The following is a 16866-nucleotide window of genomic DNA, read 5'->3' as shown; positions in this document are numbered from 1 at the left end:
CCGGGAGAAACTCCCGGGCGTTTTTTTGTTTTGGCGTCGTTGAAGAGGCTTAATGCGCCAGCGATTTGACGATCGACTCGACGGTCTTCTTGGCGTCGCCGAACAGCATCATGGTGTTGGGCCGGAAGAACAGCTCGTTCTCGACGCCGGCATAGCCTGATCCCATGCCGCGTTTCAAGAACAGGACCGTCTTCGCCTTTTCGACGTCGAGAATCGGCATGCCGTAGATCGCCGACGTCTTGTCGGTCTTGGCGGCGGGATTGGTCACATCGTTGGCGCCGATGACGAAGGCGACGTCCGCCTGTCCGAATTCGGAGTTGATGTCCTCGAGTTCGAACACTTCGTCATAGGGCACGTTGGCCTCGGCGAGCAGCACATTCATATGGCCCGGCATGCGGCCGGCGACCGGATGGATGGCGTATTTGATGTCGACGCCTTCCTTCTTGAGTATGTCGGCCATTTCGCGCAGCGCATGCTGCGCCTGCGCGACCGCCATGCCATAGCCCGGCACGATGATGATCTTGCCGGCGTTCTGCATGATGTAGGCGGCGTCTTCCGCCGAGCCCTGCTTGACGTTGCGCGTCTCCTTGCCGCCGGCAGGCCCCGCCACCTCGCCGCCGAAGCCGCCGAGAATGACGGAGATGAAGCTGCGGTTCATCCCCTTGCACATGATGTAGGAGAGGATCGCGCCCGACGAGCCGACAAGTGCGCCGGTGATGATCAGCGCGAGATTGCCCAGCGTGAAGCCGATGCCCGCCGCCGCCCAACCCGAATAGGAGTTGAGCATGGAGACGACCACCGGCATGTCCGCGCCGCCGATCGGAATGATCAGCGTCACGCCCAGCGCGAAGGAGGCGAGAATCAGCAGGAACAGCCAGACGCCGCTCTGCGTGCCGACGAAGAGCGCCGTCAGCGCCAGCAGGGAGACGCCGAGCATGATGTTGATGGTATGGCGTTCCGGCAGCAGGATCGGCTTGCCGGTCATGCGCTCGGAAAGTTTTAGGAAGGCGACGATCGATCCGGTGAAGGTGATCGCGCCGATGGCCGCGCCGAGCGACATTTCGACGAGGCTGCCGGCGTGAATCTCATGCGCGTCGCCGATGCCGAAAGCGCGCGGCGCGAAAAAGGCGCCGGCCGCGACAAGCACCGCGGCCAGGCCGACCAGCGCGTGGAAGCCCGCGACAAGTTCGGGCATCTTCGTCATCGGAACGCGCTGGGCGATGAACGCGCCCGCGCCGCCGCCGATGGCGACGCCGATCACGATCATCAGCAGGCCGCCGAAGGAGGGGAAATGCGTCAGCAGCGTCGTCGCCACGGCGATCGCCATGCCGATCATGCCGTAGCGATTGCCCTCGCGTGAGGTGGCGGGCGAGGAGAGGCCGCGCAGCGCGAAGATGAACAGCACGCCGGCGACGAGATAGAGAAGGGCCGCGATATTGGCGCTCATGGCGTCAGCCCTTCTTCTTGTACATGGAGAGCATGCGTTCGGTGACGAGGAAGCCGCCGAAGATGTTCACGCTCGCGAGAATGACCGCGATGAAACCGAAGGCGTTTGCCCACCAGGAGCCTGAAGCCTCGGCGGCGGTCATGCCCTCGACGCCCGCCGCGAGCAGCGCGCCGACGATGATGACGGAGGAAATGGCGTTGGTGACCGACATCAGCGGCGTATGCAGCGCCGGCGTCACCGACCAGACGACGTAATAGCCGACGAAAACCGCCATGGCGAAGATCGCCACGCGGAAGACGAAGGGATCGATCGCGCCGCCGGCGAGCCCGTGCGCCGCGGCGGCGGCGGCGGTATGTGCGAGTTCGTCCGAATAGTGTTGCGCCTGTTCGGCCAGATGGCGGGCGGCCTCGGCCGCCGCCTGCGCCTTCTCGAGCAATTGTTGCGTAGAGTCGGTCATCGCTTAACGCCCCTTAGTTTGATATGCGCGCAGGCGGCTATTTAAAACGCTCGTCGACCACGGCGCCGTCGCGGGTCAGCGCGGTCGCCTTCACCAATTCGTCGTCCCAATTGATGGCGAGCTGCTTGGTGTCCTTCGAGACGAGCGTCTCGACGAAGGCCAGCAGATTTTTGGCGTAGAGGCTCGAAGCCGTCGACGCCATGCGGCCGGCGAGGTTGAGCGCGCCTAAGATCTTCACGCCGTCGACGACCGCGGTTTCGCCGGGCTTGGTCAATTCGCAATTGCCGCCGCGCTCGGCCGCAAGATCGACGATGACCGAACCGGCGCGCATGGAGCGCACCATCTCGGCCGAGATGAGCTTGGGCGCCGGCCGTCCGGGGATCAGCGCCGTGGTGATGACGATGTCCTGCTTGGCGATATGCGCAGCGACGAGTTCGGCCTGCGCCTGTTGATATTCAGGCGACATCTCCTTGGCGTAGCCGCCGGAGGTCTCGGCCTGTTTGAACTCTTCGTTCTCGACGGCGATGAATTTCGCGCCGAGCGATTCGACCTGCTCCTTCGTCGCCGGCCGCACGTCGGTGGCGGTGACGATCGCGCCCATGCGCCGCGCCGTGGCGATCGCCTGCAGACCGGCGACGCCGACGCCCATGATAAAAACTCTTGCCGCCGGAACGGTGCCGGCGGCGGTCATCATCATCGGAAAGGAGCGGCCATATTCGGCCATCGCGTCAATAACCGCGCGATAGCCGGCGAGATTGGCTTGGGACGACAGCACGTCCATGGTTTGCGCGCGCGTGATGCGCGGCATGAGCTCCATGGCAAAGGCGATCGCGCCGCTTTTGGCGAGATCGGCGAGCTGAGCCCCCGCGCCAAAGGGATCCATGATCGCGATCACCGCGAGATTGGATTTTGCGCCCGCAAGCTCCGCCGCCGAAGGACGGCGCACGCGCAGCGCGACGTCGGCGCCCGTTAGCGCGGCCGCCGCGTTATCGGCGATCGTCGCGCCGGCGACGGCGTAGTCGCTGTCGGAGAAGCCGGCGACGGCGCCCGCGCGGGCCTCGACCACGACGTCGGCCCCCAGCCCGATGAATTTCTTGACGGTCTCGGGTGTGGCCGCGACGCGCGGCTCGGATTTATCCGTTTCAGCCAATACGGCGATGCGCATAACGAACTCCGGTTGTGGAAAAACCGTCGCCGCCAGCGTCGCCGACAGCGGTAAAAGCGGAGGCTCTGAACCTAGCGCGCGACGAAGAAATACAGCAGGAGCAGCAGGACCGCCGTGCTTGCCGCGCCGATCTTCAGCAGCAACAAGAATGAGTTGTAAGTCCTTAGATGCTCGGCCCAGTCGCCGTTCGACTCCGCCGGCGTGCGCAAGCTCGCCATTTCGCTCCTCCCGATTCTTGCTGATGCGCGCGTGACTCCGCGTGCGAAGCTGATGCTAAACGAGCGGAAGCCATAGGGCAACGGCCTGAAGCTTCGGAAAGCTGCGGCGCCCCGACGCGCAGGGCAAGCGAGGCCGAAACCGAACGTGGACCTTTCGGGAGCTCAGCGCGTCTCTCCGCCTGCAGGGGAACATTCGCGCATCGGCGGCGTTCCACTGCACGCCTGCGGCCCGCGGGCTTCCCCCACATCGCAAAACCGGAGCGGGACGATGGGTCTCTTTTCCAAAGACATCAAGACGATCGACGATCTGTTCGTGCACACGCTGCGCGACATCTACTATGCCGAAAATCAGATCCTGAAAGCGCTGCCCGATATGGTCGAGAAGGCCTCCGATCCGCAGCTGAGGGAAGCCTTCGAGCAGCACCTTGGCGAGACGGAAAATCAGCTGCGCCGGCTCGAGAAAGTCTTTCAGCTGCATGGCGTGGCGCCCAAGGGCGTCAACTGCCCGGCGATCGACGGCATCCTCGAAGAGGCCGACGAAATCTCCGGCGAAACCGCTGACAATGAAGTGTTGGACGCGGCGCTGATCGCGAGCGCGCAGGCGGTCGAGCATTATGAGATCACGCGCTACGGCACGCTGATCGCCTGGGCGAAGGAGCTTGGCCGCGAGGACTGCGCGCAGGTTCTGTCGGAGACGCTCGCGGAAGAAAAGAACGCTGACAAGAAGCTCTCGTCGCTCGCCGAAGGGCGGATCAACCGTAAGGCCGCCTGACACGAGGGCCCCGAATAGGAGCATCGGCGTCGTCCTCGGGCGGCGCCGCTGACGTGAAAATGAACCAGACTTCGCAAAAGCCTCTCGCCGTGGTGACGGGGGCCTCCTCGGGGATCGGTTACGAACTCGCCCTGATCTGCGCCCAGCGCGGCTACGATCTGGTGATCGCGGCCGATCGCCCAGAAATTCACGGCGCAGCCGCTCGATTTCGGGAGCTCGGGGCGAATGTGGCCGAGGTCGAAACCGACCTCTCGACAACCGACGGAGTCGACCGGTTATGCGCTGCAGCTGAGGGACGACCGATCGACGCGCTTCTCGCCAACGCCGGGCACGGATTGGGTCGCGGCTTTCTCGATCAAGACTTCTCGGCCGAGCGGCATGTGCTCGACACGAATATCACCGGCACGATTTATCTGCTTCACAAGGTTGCGCGCGACATGCGGACGCGCGCGGCCGGCCGCATTCTCGTCACGGGCTCCATCGCCGGCTTTATTCCGGGCTCGTATCAGGCCGTCTACAACGCGACGAAGTCTTTTCTCAACAGCTTCTGCTTCGCGCTGCGCGAGGAACTCGAAGATTCAGGCGTCACCGTCACGTGCCTAATGCCGGGTGTGACCGCGACCGATTTCTTCGAGCGCGCGGATCTGATGGACACGAAGGTCGGACGGTCCGAAAAGGCGTCCGCGCAAGAAGTGGCGATGGATGGTTTCGAGGCGATGATGCGCGGCGACGCAGAGATCATCAGCGGCTGGCGCAACAAATTGCAGGTTGCGACGGCGAACATCACCCCGGCGCAGATCCTCGCGAAGAAACATGCGCAGATGACCGCGCCGGGCACGGCAGGTCAGTAGCCGCTCGATGAGGCCCGCACGCAAAAAAGCCCCGGATTTTCGCCCGGGGCTTTGTTTTGTTCGCAGTGAGCGTGCGGACTTTAGAAGTCCATGCCGCCCATGCCGCCGCCGCCCGGCATGGCCGGGGGGCCTTCCTTCTTCGGCGCTTCGGTGATCGTCGCCTCGGTGGTGATGATCAGACCGGCGATTGACGCGGCGTCCTGCAGCGCGGTGCGCACGACCTTGGTCGGGTCGATAATGCCGAGCTTCATCAGATCGCCATACTCGCCCTTCTGCGCGTCGAAGCCGTAGCCGTATTCGGTGGCTTCGAGCAGCTTGCCGACCACCACGGCGCCGTCGCCGCCGGCGTTGTCGACGATCTGGCGCGCCGGCGCCTGAATCGCCTTGCGGACGATGTCGACGCCGGTCTGCTGATCAGGATTGCCGACCTTGACGCCGTCGAGCGCCTTGATGGCGCGCAGCAGCGCCACGCCGCCGCCGGGCGACACGCCTTCCTCGACCGCCGCGCGGGTGGCGTTGAGGGCGTCGTCGACGCGGTCCTTCTTTTCCTTCACTTCGACCTCGGTCGCGCCGCCGACGCGGATCACCGCGACGCCGCCCGCGAGCTTCGCGAGACGCTCCTGCAGCTTTTCGCGGTCGTAGTCCGAGGTGGTCTCCTCGATCTGACCTTTGATCTGGGAGATGCGGGCCTCGATGTCCTTCTTCTCGCCGGCGCCGTCGATGATCGTCGTGTGCTCCTTCTCGATGCGCACGCGCTTGGCGCGGCCGAGCATGGCGAGCGTGACGTTCTCGAGCTTGATGCCGAGGTCCTCGGCGATCAATTCGCCGCCGGTGAGGATGGCGATGTCTTCAAGCATCGCCTTGCGGCGATCGCCGAAGCCGGGCGCCTTGACGGCGGCGATCTTCAGGCCGCCGCGCAGCTTGTTGACGACGAGGGTCGCCAGCGCTTCGCCTTCGATGTCCTCGGCGACGATGAGCAGCGGCTTGCCGGTCTGCACCACAGCTTCGAGGATCGGCAACAGCGGCTGCAGCGTCGACAGCTTCTTCTCGTGGATGAGAATGTAGGGTTCGTCGAGCTCGGCGATCATCTTCTCGGCGTTGGTGATGAAGTAGGGCGAGAGATAGCCGCGATCGAACTGCATGCCTTCGACGATGTCGGTCTCGGTCTCGAGGCTCTTCGCCTCTTCGACCGTGATCACGCCTTCATTGCCGACCTTCTGCATCGCCTTGGCGATTTCTTCGCCGATGAAGCTGTCGCCATTCGCGGAGATCGTGCCGACCTGCGCGATCTCGTCGTTCGAGGTGACTTTCTTCGAATGCAGCTTGAGGTCGGCGACGATGGCTTCCACGGCGAGATCGACGCCGCGCTTCAGATCCATCGGGTTGAGCCCGGCGGCGACCGCCTTGGAGCCTTCGCGGGCGATCGAAGCGGCGAGAACCGTCGCCGTCGTCGTGCCGTCGCCGGCGATGTCGTTCTGCTTGGAGGCGACTTCGCGGACGAGCTGGGCGCCGAGATTTTCGAACCTGTCGGCAAGTTCGATTTCCTTGGCGACGGTGACGCCGTCCTTGCTGATGCGCGGCGCGCCGAAGGACTTTTCAATGACGACGTTGCGGCCCTTCGGACCGAGCGTCACCTTGACGGCGTTGTTGAGGATTTCGACGCCGCGCAGAATGCGGTCTCGGGCGTCAGTGGAGAAACGGACGTCTTTTGCAGCCATTTACAATTCTCCTGGGGGTTGGAAGCGAACGGCGGCGTCGAGTCAGTCGACGATGCCGAGGATGTCGCTTTCCTTCATGATGAGCAGGTCGTCGCCGTCGATCTTGACTTCGGTGCCGGACCATTTGCCGAAGAGCACGCGGTCGCCGGACTTGACGTCCAGCGGGTTCAGCTTGCCGTTTTCGTCGCGAGCGCCGGGGCCGACGGAAACGACCTTGCCCTCTTGCGGCTTCTCTTTGGCGGTGTCCGGAATGATGATGCCGCCTTTGGTTTTTTCCTCGCCTTCGAGTCGCTTGACCACGACGCGGTCGTGGAGGGGACGGAACGTCATTGTTAATCTTTCCTTTTCTGACCTGACGGGGTTAGCCCGCCAAAAAGGGATATCCGAAGGCTTGTTGGCACTCGCCTGAGATGAGTGCCAGCAGGCGCCACACAGATATGGGCGAGGCCAATCTCTGTCAAGTTGGGGACAGGCGTAGAATTTTCCGTTCTGCCGCGACGCAGCTACAGCGCAGCCAAAAGATTGATCTTAGCCATTAGATGAACGACGGGTCGGGCGCCGCGCCCCGAACCGTCCGTTTGCCCGGGCAATCGATTTCGGTGCAGAGAGCTATCGGATCGCGCCTTCGGCGGCTCCGTTCTGGATGGGTTTCCCGCACATTTCGCCGCCTCGAGCGCCAGCGCGACGCCTGATCGACGCACGCGCGGGGAGCGCTTTCTTTTTCGCATTGATCCGGCTTAATGCTGCGTTGGCGTCACGGAGATCACGCTTGTCTGGCAGACTTTCCCCTCGCGCGCTCGGCCTTGCCGCGGCGCTCGCCGCTCTGGCCTTCGACCAGGCGCATAAATTCTGGATGCTGAATATATTTGACGTCGCCGCGCGGCCGGCGATGAGCCTTACGCCGTTCCTGGACATCGTCCTGTCCTGGAACTACGGCGTCTCCTATTCGCTGTTTCCCGCCCACGAGGCCCTAACCCGCCTCGCGCTGTTGACCATGCAAGGCGCCATCATCGCTGGGCTGGCGATCTGGATGGTGCGCACGGAAAGCCGCGCGACGGCTGTGGCGCTCGGGCTGATCATTGGCGGCGCGCTCGGCAACGCCGCCGACCGCATCACACGCGGAGCGGTCGCCGATTTCTTCTACCTGCACACCAGCCTGCCCGTCGGACCTCTCGCCAACTACGTGTTTAACCTCGCCGATGTCTTCATTACGGCGGGCGTGGCGCTGCTGGTCATTGAGGGGTTTTTCTTGCCCCAGGAGCGGCGCGCCGAGACCTGAACGCGCTCTGGTCGAGGGTGGCCCAGCCTTCGCCACTAAATCGCCAATAAGTCGCGTCCATGTAGCCGCATATAACCGGAGCCCGAATGGAGTCCGACAGATGAAGCTTGCTCAGTCGCAGCGCTGCGCCCTTTGCGCTCTCGCCGGTCTCGCGGCGGTCCAGGCCGCACCAGCTTTAGCCGGCGACGATAAAACCACATGGTCGGCGGTGATGGAGATGGTCGGCGCGTCTTCGGACGAGGGCGTCGGCAAAATCGATTATAGCGAACGGCCCAAGCTCGTTTTGCCGCCGAGCGCCGGCGGCCTCCCGGCGCCGCGCGAGCGGGGCGCCCGGTCGGGCGAATGGCCAACCGAACTTTCATCGGAGCGCCGCCGTAACGTCGATCGCTATGCGCGCGTTCCCGACGCGCCGCCAGAAGAAAAAAAGAAAGGCCTTCTCGAACGCATCCGCGGTCCGCGTCCAACGGCGGCGCCTGGAACCGACGATGAGCCGGGCTTCCTGCAACGCGTGCTCTCGTCGCGTGCCCGTAACGCTGCGGCCGAGCCAGACGTGGCGCCGCGCCGGATGCTCGTCGAACCCCCGGATGGGTATCGCCAACCCACGAAGGACTTGAGCAGTTATAACAACGAGAAGTCCGGCAAGAGCTGGTGGAATCCGTTAAGTTGGGGCGGTGGTGGCGGCGCCGACAGCGATCCCGTCGCCCAGACCGGCAATCCGAACGCGCCAAGTACAGTCGCCCGCTCAAGCGGCGGCGGCCTGTCGAGCATGATGCCGAGCTTCCTGAGAGGTTCTGACAAGAATTAAATTCCGGCCTATATAGGAGAACCACTCTCCGAGACGCGGCCGCCGCCGCGGGAAAGGCCGTTCATGTCATTTGAGACGAAGGCGTCAGCCGTTTCGCTTGCGCCCGGGGCCGCCGCGCCGGGGCCTGCGCGCGCGAGCATTACGAGCTTCACGCTCGGCAACGGCATGGAGGTCGTCGTCATCCCGGACGCGCGAACGCCTGTCGTCACGCATATGGTCTGGTACAAAAACGGCGCCGCCGACGACCCGCTTGGCCAGTCGGGCATCGCGCATTTTCTTGAACATCTGATGTTCAAAGGCACGGCGGAGCATCCGCAGGGCGAGTTCTCCAATCTTGTCGCGGAACTCGGCGGCCAGGAGAACGCTTTCACCAGCTACGATTACACGGCCTATTTCCAGCGCATCGGCAAGGAGCATCTCGCCACGCTGATGGCGTTCGAGGCCGATCGCATGCGCAATCTGGTCCTGACCGACGAGGTCGTCGATCCGGAGCGCGACGTGGTGCTTGAAGAGCGCCGCATGCGCACCGACAGCGACCCCTCGGCGCAGCTCGACGAGGCGGTACAGGCGGCGCTCTTCGCGCATCATCCCTACGGCATCCCGATCATCGGCTGGAACCACGAGATCGAGGGGCTTGGGCGCGCACATGCGCTCGCCTATTACCAACGCTTCTATACGCCGGAAAACGCCATCCTGATCGTCGCCGGCGACGTCGAGGCCGACGAGGTCGAGCGTCTCGCCAAGGACACCTACGGCAAGGTTCCCGCGCAGGCTGCGCCGCCGCGGCGCGCCCGCGCCCAGGAGCCGCCGCACCGCGCCCACCGTCTGGTGACGCTGCGCGATGAGAAGGTCGAGCAGCCGGCGCATGAGCAGGTCTATCTCGTGCCGTCCTACAGCACGGCGAAGCCCGGCGAAGCCGAGGCGCTGGAGACGCTCGCCTATATGCTCGGCGGCGGACCAACGAGCGCGCTCTATGACACGCTGGTCGTCGAAGAGCAGGTCGCGGTCGGCGCCGGCGCATATTACATGGGCTCCGCCGTCGACGACACGCGGCTCTGGGTCTATGCGACGCCCGCGCCGGACGTTTCGCTCCAGGACCTCGACGTCGCGATTGATCGCGTGCTGCGACGCTTCGCCGAAGAACCGATCGACGCGGAACATCTGCAGCGCGCCAAAACCCGGCTGATCGCCGACGCCATCTACGCGCAGGATAGCCAAGCCTCGCTTGCCCGCTGGTATGGCGAGGCGCTGGCCACCGGCCTCACCATCGACGACGTCGTCGCCTGGCCCGAGCGCATGGAGCAGGTGACGGCCGAGAGCGTGCAGAACGCCGCGCGCAAATGGCTCGACAAGCGCAGGGCCGTTACGGGCTTTCTGCTTCCGGCCTGAGACCGCGATCGCGTCAGGCTGTCGGCGTAAAGCCGACGCCTGACTCGACTGCCCAAGACCTACCGCCGACCTCCGTTAGGAACTGAAATGACCGCTCACGCGCCCATCGTCACCATCGCCTCCCGCGCCGAACATGTGCAGCGGATCACGACGCCGGCCGGCCTTGAGGCCTGGCTCGTGGAGAGCCACGCCGTGCCGCTCGTCGCGCTCGAATTCGCGATTCCCGGCGGCGCGTCGCAGGACCCTTGCGAGAAGCCCGGACTGGCGACGCTGCTCGCGTCGACGCTCGACGAAGGCGCCGGCCCCTATGACGCGCGCGGTTTCCATCGCGCCATCGACGATCTCGCGATCCATGTCGGCTTCGGCGCCGATCGCGACGCGATCTCTGGCCATCTGCAGACGCTCTCGCGCAATGTCGACAAGGCGTTCGGCCTCTTAAAGCTCGCGCTCAACGATGCGCGGCTCGAAGCCGGCGACGTCGCGCGCGTGCGCAGCCAACTCGCCGCGGAATTGAAGCGCGACGCCAATGACCCCGACTCGATGGCGTCGAAAGCCTTCCGTGAAGCGGCCTTCCCGAACCATCCCTATGGGCGCCCGGTGCGCGGCGATCTTGCGTCGATCGACACGCTCTCGCGCGAAGATTTGATTGCCCTGCGCGAGCGGCTCTTCGCGCGACGCGATCTCAAGATCGGCGTCGTCGGCGCGATCGACGCGACGCGGCTCTCGGAGCTGCTGGACGCGACGTTCGGCGGCCTCGCGCTGCAAAACGATCTCGCGCCGGTCCCCAAGATCGCCGTCGCCAATGTCGGCATGCGCCAAGTCGTCGAACTCGACGTGCCGCAATCGACGATCCGCTTCGGACGCCCGTCGATCACCAAGCACGATCCCGACTATTACGCCGTGGTCGTCGCCAATCACATTCTGGGCGGCGGCACCTTCACGTCGCGGCTGTTCCGCGAGGTGCGCGAGAAGCGCGGCATGGCCTATTCGGTCTATTCGCATCTCAATGAATATGACCATTGCCCGATGCTGATCGGCGCCGCCGCGACCAAGAACGAGCGCGCCGGCGAAGCGATCGGCGTGATCCAGGAGGAATTCAGAAACTTCGTCGCCGATGGTCCGACCGAAGACGAATTGGACAAGGCCAAGAAATTCCTCATCGGCTCCTATGCGCTGCGCTTCGACACCTCGACGAAAATCGCGAGCCAGCTCGTCAATCTGCAGCTCGACGGATTCGAGCCGAGCTTCCTCGACGAGCGCAACGGCAAGATCGCCGCGGTGACGATGGAGGATTGTCAGCGCGGCGCGAAGCGGCTGCTCGGCGACGGCGATCTGCTGGTCACGGTGGTGGGGAAGCCCGCGGGGGTTTAGCGGCCGGCCACGGGGCCGCTGGTCGGCATCTTGCTAAGAGACTGTCATGGATAATCCTCTCCTAACGGCCTGGAGCGGCCCTTTCCGCCTGCCGCCTTTCAACGCGATTGAGCCCGCGCATTTCCGCGAGGCGTTCGAAAGAGCCTTCGCCGAGCACAAGGCCGAAATTGGCAAGATCGCCAACGACCCGTCGCCGCCGAGTTTCGACAATGTCATCGGCGCGCTGGAGCGGGCGGGGCGACGTCTCACCGATGTTGGCGCGGTGTTCTGGAATCTCGCCGCCACCGACACGACGCCAAAGTTGCAGGCGATCGAGCGCGATATGGCCGGCGCCTTTTCGCGTCACTCGAGCGACATCTCGATGAATCCCGCGCTGTTTCGCCGGATCGAGGCGCTTTACGAGACGCGCGGGGCGATCGAATTGACGCCGGAGCGGCTTCGCGTTCTCAAGCTGACCTACAAGAACTTCGTGCGCGCCGGCGCGACGCTGAACGACGCCGACAAGGCGCGTCTCAAGGCGATCCTCGAGCGGCTGGCGGGCCTCTCGACGCAGTTTTCGCAAAATGTGCTGGCCGATGAATCCTCATGGCTGCTGCTGCTCGACGAGAGCGATCTCGACGGGCTTTCGCCGGACTTTCGCGCCGGCGCCGCGCGCATCGCGGCGGAGCGTGGATCGCCCGGCAGATATGGCGTGACGTTGTCGCGCTCCAGCGCTGAAGTCTTTCTGCAAAGCTCAACGCGGCGCGATCTGCGCGAGACGGTGTTTCGCGCCTTCGCGAGCCGCGGCGAGAAGGCGGGCGCGACCGACAACCGCCCGCTCATCCGCGAAATCCTGCAATTGCGCGAAGAGCGCGCGAAGCTGCTTGGTTTCGACAGTTTCGCCGCTTTCAAACTCGACGACACGATGGCGAAGACGCCGGACGCCGTGCGCGAATTGATCAATCGCATCTGGGCGCCGGCGCTGATGCGCGCCGCCGAGGAACGCGCTCAGATCCAGGCGATGGTCGAAGAAGAGGGCGCGAATTTCACCGTCGCGGCGCATGACTGGCGCTTCTACGCCGAGCGCGTGCGCGCCAAGCGCTACGATCTCGATCAGGCCGCGCTGCGTCCTTATTTCCAGCTCGACAACATGATCGCCGCGGCTTTCGACGTCGCGCAAAAACTCTTCGGCCTCCGCTTCGTCGAGCAGAAGGGCCTGCCGCTCTACCATCCGGATGTGCGCGCCTTCGATGTGCTGGACAGCAGCGGCAAGCATGTCGCGCTGTTCCTTGCCGATTATTTTGCGCGGCCGTCGAAACGCGGCGGCGCCTGGATGTCGGACTTTCGCGCGCAGCATAAGCTCGATGGCGAAACCAGGCCGATCATCGTCAATGTGATGAATTTCACCAAAGGCGCCGATGGCGCGCCGACGCTGCTCAGCGTCGACGACGCGCGCACGCTGTTCCACGAGTTCGGCCATGGCTTGCATGGCATGCTGTCGGACGTGACCTATCCTTCGGTCGCGGGCACCAATGTCGCGCGCGATTTCGTCGAGCTGCCCTCGCAGCTTTACGAGCACTGGCTGCTGGAGCCGGCGGTGCTGAAGAAATTCGCGCTGCACGCCGAGACGGGCGCGCCCATTCCCGATGATCTCGTCGCGCGCATCACCGCCGCGCGCCATTTCAATCAGGGCTTCGCGACGGTCGAGTTCTGCGCCTCGGCCCATGTTGATCTCGACATTCACGCGCAAAGCGTCGCGCCGGATTTCGACGCCGGCGCCTTCGAGGCGGACAGCCTCGCGGGGATTTCCATGCCGCCGGAAATCGTCATGCGACACCGCTTGCCGCATTTCTCGCATATCTTCTCCGGCGACGGCTATTCGGCCGGCTATTACAGCTATCTCTGGGCAGAAACGCTCGACGCCGACGCTTTCGAGGCCTTCAAGGAGACGGGCGACCCCTTCGCGCCCGAGGTCGCGCAGCGCCTGCGCGATCACATCTACGCCGCAGGCGGCAAGCAGGACGCGGCGGACGCCTATGTGGCGTTCCGCGGGCGAATGCCGACGGTGGAGCCGCTGCTAAGGCAACGAGGATTTGCGGAGCTGGCGGGGTAGACGAGCCGTCTAGAGAATTGTTTTCCTCACCCTCATCCTGAGGAGCCGCCGCAGGCGGCGTCTCGAAGGGCGAGGGTGAGGAAAAATACGCGAAAACGGGCTTCCTCGTCCTTCGAGACGCGTGCTTCGCACGCTCCTCAGGATGAGGAAACCCTTCTCCGATCCCACGGTAGCGACCGCCCTTTTCGGACCTCAGAGACAATAGAGGACCGACAGTTCCTCACCGGCTCCTATGCGCTGCGCTTCGACGCCTCGACGAAGATCGAGATGCAGGTCGCGCTGCTATTCTTTGGGTCGAGCAAGCGGTCGATTTGCGCGCGGCTGGTCTCCATCATCTCGACCATGCGCGACTTGGTGATGCCCTTCTTCTTCATCTTGGCGGCGAGCTGTTGCGCAAGCACTTCCTCGATGGCGGCGGCGGTGACTTCCTCGCGTATGCCCTGCTCATCGAGCCAGCTCTCTAAGGTCGAGCCGACATGCCGGTTAGTTTGCTTCGTCATGACAATAACTCGCCCTTCAAAAATGCGGCGTGGCGACAATGAATTTAGCAATAAAGCTCTTTCAGGCAGATAGCACGGATGCCGTTTGATCCGTTCGCATGGACCTTGTCATTCCCGGCAGGCCGAAGGCCTGACCGGGAATCCAGAGCCAATCCAAGAATGCTGGGTTTGCTCTGGATTCCCGATCGCGCTTCGCGCGTCGGGAATGACATCCGAGCCGTTCAAACGGACTTGATAAACTCAGCTTTAGAAGCGCGCCCGGATGCAAGATGCCCGCGACGCGCGCGGGCGTGGCGCGGCAAGCGCGCCACTTCTGCCGTGGCTCACTTCTGCTGCGGCAGCAGCGCCAGGAGATCCGCCATTTTCGGCGCGGCGGCGGGGTTCATCATGCCCACGACATGATAGCCGGCGTCGACATGCAGCACTTCGCCAGAGACGCCGCGCGCCATCGGCGACAGCAGATAGACCGCCGTCTCGCCGACTTCCTCGATCGTCACGACGCGGCGCAGCGGCGAATTATATTCGTTCCAGCGCAGAATGTAGCGGAAGTCGCCGATGCCCGAGGCCGCCATGGTCTTGATCGGCCCGGCCGAAATGGCGTTGACGCGAATATTCTTGACGCCGAGATCGGCGGCGAGATAGCGCACCGACGCCTCCAGCGCCGCCTTCGCCACGCCCATCACATTGTAATGCGGCATCCATTTCTCGGCGCCGTAATAGGTCAGCGTGAGGAGCGAGCCGCCGTCCGTCATCAGCTTCTCGGCGCGCTGCGCGATCGCGGTGAAGGAGTAGCAGGAGATGTTCAGCGACATCTGGAAGTTTTCCAGCGTCGTCTCGACATAGCGCCCGTCGAGCTGGTCCTTGTCGGAATAGGCGAGGCAATGCACGACGAAATCGAGCCGGCCCCAAAGCTTCTCGATCTCGGCGAAGACGGCGTCCATCGTCTCCGGCTCGGAGACGTCGCAGCGCCCGACGACCGTCGCGCCGATGTCCGCCGCCAGCGGCCGCACGCGCTTTTCCAGCGCTTCGATCTGATAGGTGAGCGCGATTTCGGCGCCGGCGTCGGCGCAGGCCTTGGCGATTCCCCAGGCGATCGAGCGATTATTGGCGACGCCCAGGATGAGCCCCTTCTTGCCCTTGAGCAATCCGGCGAAAAGGGCGGCGGGCGCAGCTTGCTGTGTCATGCGTGTCTATATCCTGGGCGAGGAAGGTGCTCGGCGGCTCGCGCCGTTTAGCGTGGTTTGGGCGCAAAGGAAACCCTCGCGCCACGGGCGGCGGCGGATGTGAAATCGCACGCGCCGGAGCGGCCAAGCATAGCCAATTGCGCGGCGATGCCCTATCATCCCATAGGAAACGTCATTGGCTTCGCAGACTGGCGAGAAGACCGAGCGGAGCGGGCCGCATGGGCAGAAGAGCCGACATCATAGCGGATCTGGGCGGAGCGACTCCGGCCCTGAGACGCTATGCGCGCGCGCTCTGCGCCGGCGCTGGACCGGCGATCGCCGACGATCTCGTGCAAAGCGCGCTGCAGTCGGTGGGCGCGCGGATTCGGGCGCGCGCGCTGCGCCCCGCCGATCTCGCCGAAGCGCGCATCGAGGCCTATGCGGCGCTTGTCGGGCTCGCTCAGAAAAAGCTCGCAGATGCGCCAGGTCCGGCGTCGCGCCACCCGCCGGTCGTGCATGGGCTTGCAAGTCTCTGTTTCGACGAGCGCGCCATGCTGCTGCTCGTTTCGCTCGAGGGCTTCGGCTATGACGCCTCGGCGCGCATCGTCGGCGCGAGCCGGGAAACGGCGCTGGCGCGGCTGATGCGCGCCCGCGCGGCGCTCGGCGCCGAGGGCTTGCGGCCCGTCGCGTCGTCGGAGGGCGGCCGCCGCGCCGCTTCGCATCTGCGGGTCGTGAAGTAAGGATGACGCCCTCGGCCTTGATCGAAGAAGCCGATTTGCACGCCCTCGTCGACGGCGAACTCGACCCCGAGCAGCGGCGCAAGGTCGAAGACCATCTCCTGCAGCATCCCGAGGACGCCGCGCTCGTTGAAGGCTGGCGGCGACAGAACGCGGCGTTGCGCGCCGCTTTCGAGCCGGTGGCGCTCGAGACGCCGCCGCTGTCGCTGCGGGAGGCGGCGGCGCGCCCGCCGGCCCCGCCTGCGGGTCAGGGACCGATCGAAACCGGCGCCATCCACTGGGGGCGGCCCGGCGCGGCGCCGCGTCCGACGCGCAAGCTCGATGAAATCCGCGCCAGCCGTCGGCGCCAGGCGCTCGCGTCGACGCTGCTGACGCTCATCGCCGGCGCGGCCGTCGCTGCGGCGGCGTTGCTGTTTCTGGCAAGCCGGCCCCCGGCGCAAAGTCCGACGACGCGCGCCATCGCCGCCACGAGCTATGCCGCGCGGGCGGGCTTGACCTACGCGACTTACATTCTTGACCCGCGACCCGTGGAGGTCGAGGCCAGCCGGCGCGGCGAACTTCTCGCATGGCTTCAGGAGCGCGTGGGGTTTTCACGCGCGCCGGATTTGAGCGGCGTTGGATTGCGGCTGCTTGGCGGACGCGTCGCGCCCGGCGTCGCGGCGCCGGCGGCGTTTCTCGTCTATGAGCGCGACGATGGTGGGCGGATCGGTCTTTATTTCGAGCGGGCGGAGGCCCTCGCCGCGCCGGCGGGTCAGCGCGGTCAGGGCGTTTCGGTTATCGAATGGCGCGCTGGCGGCTTCGCCTTCGTGCTCGTTGGCGCCTTGCCCCCCGACGTCATGCAGGCCGCTGCGGAAGCCGCCGCCGCCGCGGTCGCGGCGACGCCAGCCGAAGTTAAATAATCG

Annotated in this window: 17 protein-coding genes; 9 read left to right on the top strand and 8 right to left on the bottom strand. The window is 64.8% G+C overall.

The window, feature by feature from the left end; all coding sequences use genetic code 11:
- Window positions 1–49: 49 nt before the first annotated feature.
- The 4 genes from IYY11_RS14635 to IYY11_RS14620 all read right to left on the bottom strand — a co-directional run bounded on the left by IYY11_RS14635 (window position 50) and on the right by IYY11_RS14620 (window position 3287).
- Complete coding sequence (locus IYY11_RS14635) at window positions 50–1447, bottom strand: NAD(P)(+) transhydrogenase (Re/Si-specific) subunit beta (protein WP_196404507.1); 1398 nt, start codon at window positions 1445–1447, stop codon at window positions 50–52.
- Window positions 1448–1451: 4 nt separating this feature from the next.
- Entirely contained in the window at window positions 1452–1904 is a 453-nt protein-coding gene (locus IYY11_RS14630; RefSeq protein WP_018406076.1) for an NAD(P) transhydrogenase subunit alpha, read from the bottom strand.
- 37 nt (window positions 1905–1941) lie between these two features.
- A complete protein-coding gene (locus IYY11_RS14625) occupies window positions 1942–3069 on the bottom strand; it encodes a Re/Si-specific NAD(P)(+) transhydrogenase subunit alpha (protein WP_196404506.1) in 1128 nt (375 codons plus the stop codon).
- A gap of 71 nt (window positions 3070–3140) precedes the next feature.
- Complete coding sequence (locus IYY11_RS14620; RefSeq protein ID WP_124739227.1) at window positions 3141–3287, bottom strand: aa3-type cytochrome c oxidase subunit IV; 147 nt, start codon at window positions 3285–3287, stop codon at window positions 3141–3143.
- Between the two features lie 268 nt (window positions 3288–3555).
- On the opposite strand from IYY11_RS14620, the gene IYY11_RS14615 reads away from it, so the two are divergent.
- Window positions 3556–4059, top strand: coding sequence for a ferritin-like domain-containing protein (locus IYY11_RS14615; protein WP_196404505.1), 504 nt, complete (start codon window positions 3556–3558; stop codon window positions 4057–4059).
- A 59-nt stretch (window positions 4060–4118) separates the two neighbouring features.
- Window positions 4119–4910 carry an SDR family oxidoreductase gene (locus IYY11_RS14610; protein WP_196404504.1) on the top strand — a complete coding sequence of 264 codons (792 nt, stop codon included), beginning with the start codon at window positions 4119–4121 and terminating at the stop codon, window positions 4908–4910.
- A gap of 80 nt (window positions 4911–4990) precedes the next feature.
- Here the strand turns inward: IYY11_RS14610 and groL are convergent, their stop codons facing one another.
- Together groL and groES are read right to left on the bottom strand one after the other, a co-directional pair.
- Window positions 4991–6628, bottom strand: a complete 1638-nt coding sequence (gene groL, locus IYY11_RS14605) for a chaperonin GroEL (protein WP_196404503.1) — start codon at window positions 6626–6628, stop codon at window positions 4991–4993.
- A gap of 42 nt (window positions 6629–6670) precedes the next feature.
- On the bottom strand, window positions 6671–6958 hold the full coding sequence (gene groES, locus IYY11_RS14600) for a co-chaperone GroES (RefSeq protein WP_148043098.1): 288 nt from the start codon (window positions 6956–6958) through the stop codon (window positions 6671–6673).
- 439 nt (window positions 6959–7397) lie between these two features.
- Here groES and lspA point away from each other — a divergent pair, with 439 nt between their 5' ends.
- The 5 genes from lspA (at window position 7398) to IYY11_RS14575 (ending at window position 13564) form a co-directional block, all read left to right on the top strand.
- Window positions 7398–7907 (top strand): signal peptidase II, encoded by a 510-nt coding sequence (gene lspA, locus IYY11_RS14595; RefSeq protein ID WP_246719991.1) that lies wholly within the window; start codon window positions 7398–7400, stop codon window positions 7905–7907.
- Window positions 7908–8007: 100 nt separating this feature from the next.
- Window positions 8008–8712, top strand: a complete 705-nt coding sequence (locus IYY11_RS14590; protein ID WP_196404502.1) for a hypothetical protein — start codon at window positions 8008–8010, stop codon at window positions 8710–8712.
- 63 nt (window positions 8713–8775) lie between these two features.
- Window positions 8776–10101: a pitrilysin family protein gene (locus IYY11_RS14585; protein WP_196404501.1), complete on the top strand. Its 1326-nt coding sequence runs from the start codon at window positions 8776–8778 to the stop codon at window positions 10099–10101.
- Between the two features lie 87 nt (window positions 10102–10188).
- A complete protein-coding gene (locus IYY11_RS14580; protein ID WP_196404500.1) occupies window positions 10189–11472 on the top strand; it encodes a M16 family metallopeptidase in 1284 nt (427 codons plus the stop codon).
- A gap of 46 nt (window positions 11473–11518) precedes the next feature.
- On the top strand, window positions 11519–13564 hold the full coding sequence (locus IYY11_RS14575; protein ID WP_196404499.1) for a M3 family metallopeptidase: 2046 nt from the start codon (window positions 11519–11521) through the stop codon (window positions 13562–13564).
- Window positions 13565–13794: 230 nt separating this feature from the next.
- Here IYY11_RS14575 and IYY11_RS14570 read toward each other — a convergent pair whose 3' ends face one another.
- Both IYY11_RS14570 and fabI read right to left on the bottom strand, forming a co-directional pair.
- The gene (locus IYY11_RS14570; RefSeq protein WP_196404498.1) at window positions 13795–14064 is read right to left on the bottom strand and encodes a Fis family transcriptional regulator; all 270 of its coding nucleotides are present in this window, start codon (window positions 14062–14064) and stop codon (window positions 13795–13797) included.
- A 323-nt stretch (window positions 14065–14387) separates the two neighbouring features.
- Window positions 14388–15248: an enoyl-ACP reductase FabI gene (gene fabI, locus IYY11_RS14565; protein ID WP_196404497.1), complete on the bottom strand. Its 861-nt coding sequence runs from the start codon at window positions 15246–15248 to the stop codon at window positions 14388–14390.
- Between the two features lie 218 nt (window positions 15249–15466).
- Between fabI and IYY11_RS14560 the strand changes: the two genes are divergently transcribed.
- Window positions 15467–15967, top strand: coding sequence for an RNA polymerase subunit sigma-70 (locus IYY11_RS14560; protein WP_196404496.1), 501 nt, complete (start codon window positions 15467–15469; stop codon window positions 15965–15967).
- Window positions 15968–15969: 2 nt separating this feature from the next.
- Window positions 15970–16863 (top strand): anti-sigma factor, encoded by an 894-nt coding sequence (locus IYY11_RS14555; RefSeq protein WP_196404495.1) that lies wholly within the window; start codon window positions 15970–15972, stop codon window positions 16861–16863.
- The last annotated feature ends 3 nt before the right edge of the window (window positions 16864–16866 follow it).

The organism is Methylocystis sp. H62, from assembly GCF_015709515.1.
Classification (GTDB): domain Bacteria; phylum Pseudomonadota; class Alphaproteobacteria; order Rhizobiales; family Beijerinckiaceae; genus Methylocystis.
This window is presented reverse-complemented; position numbering and strand designations above follow the sequence as displayed.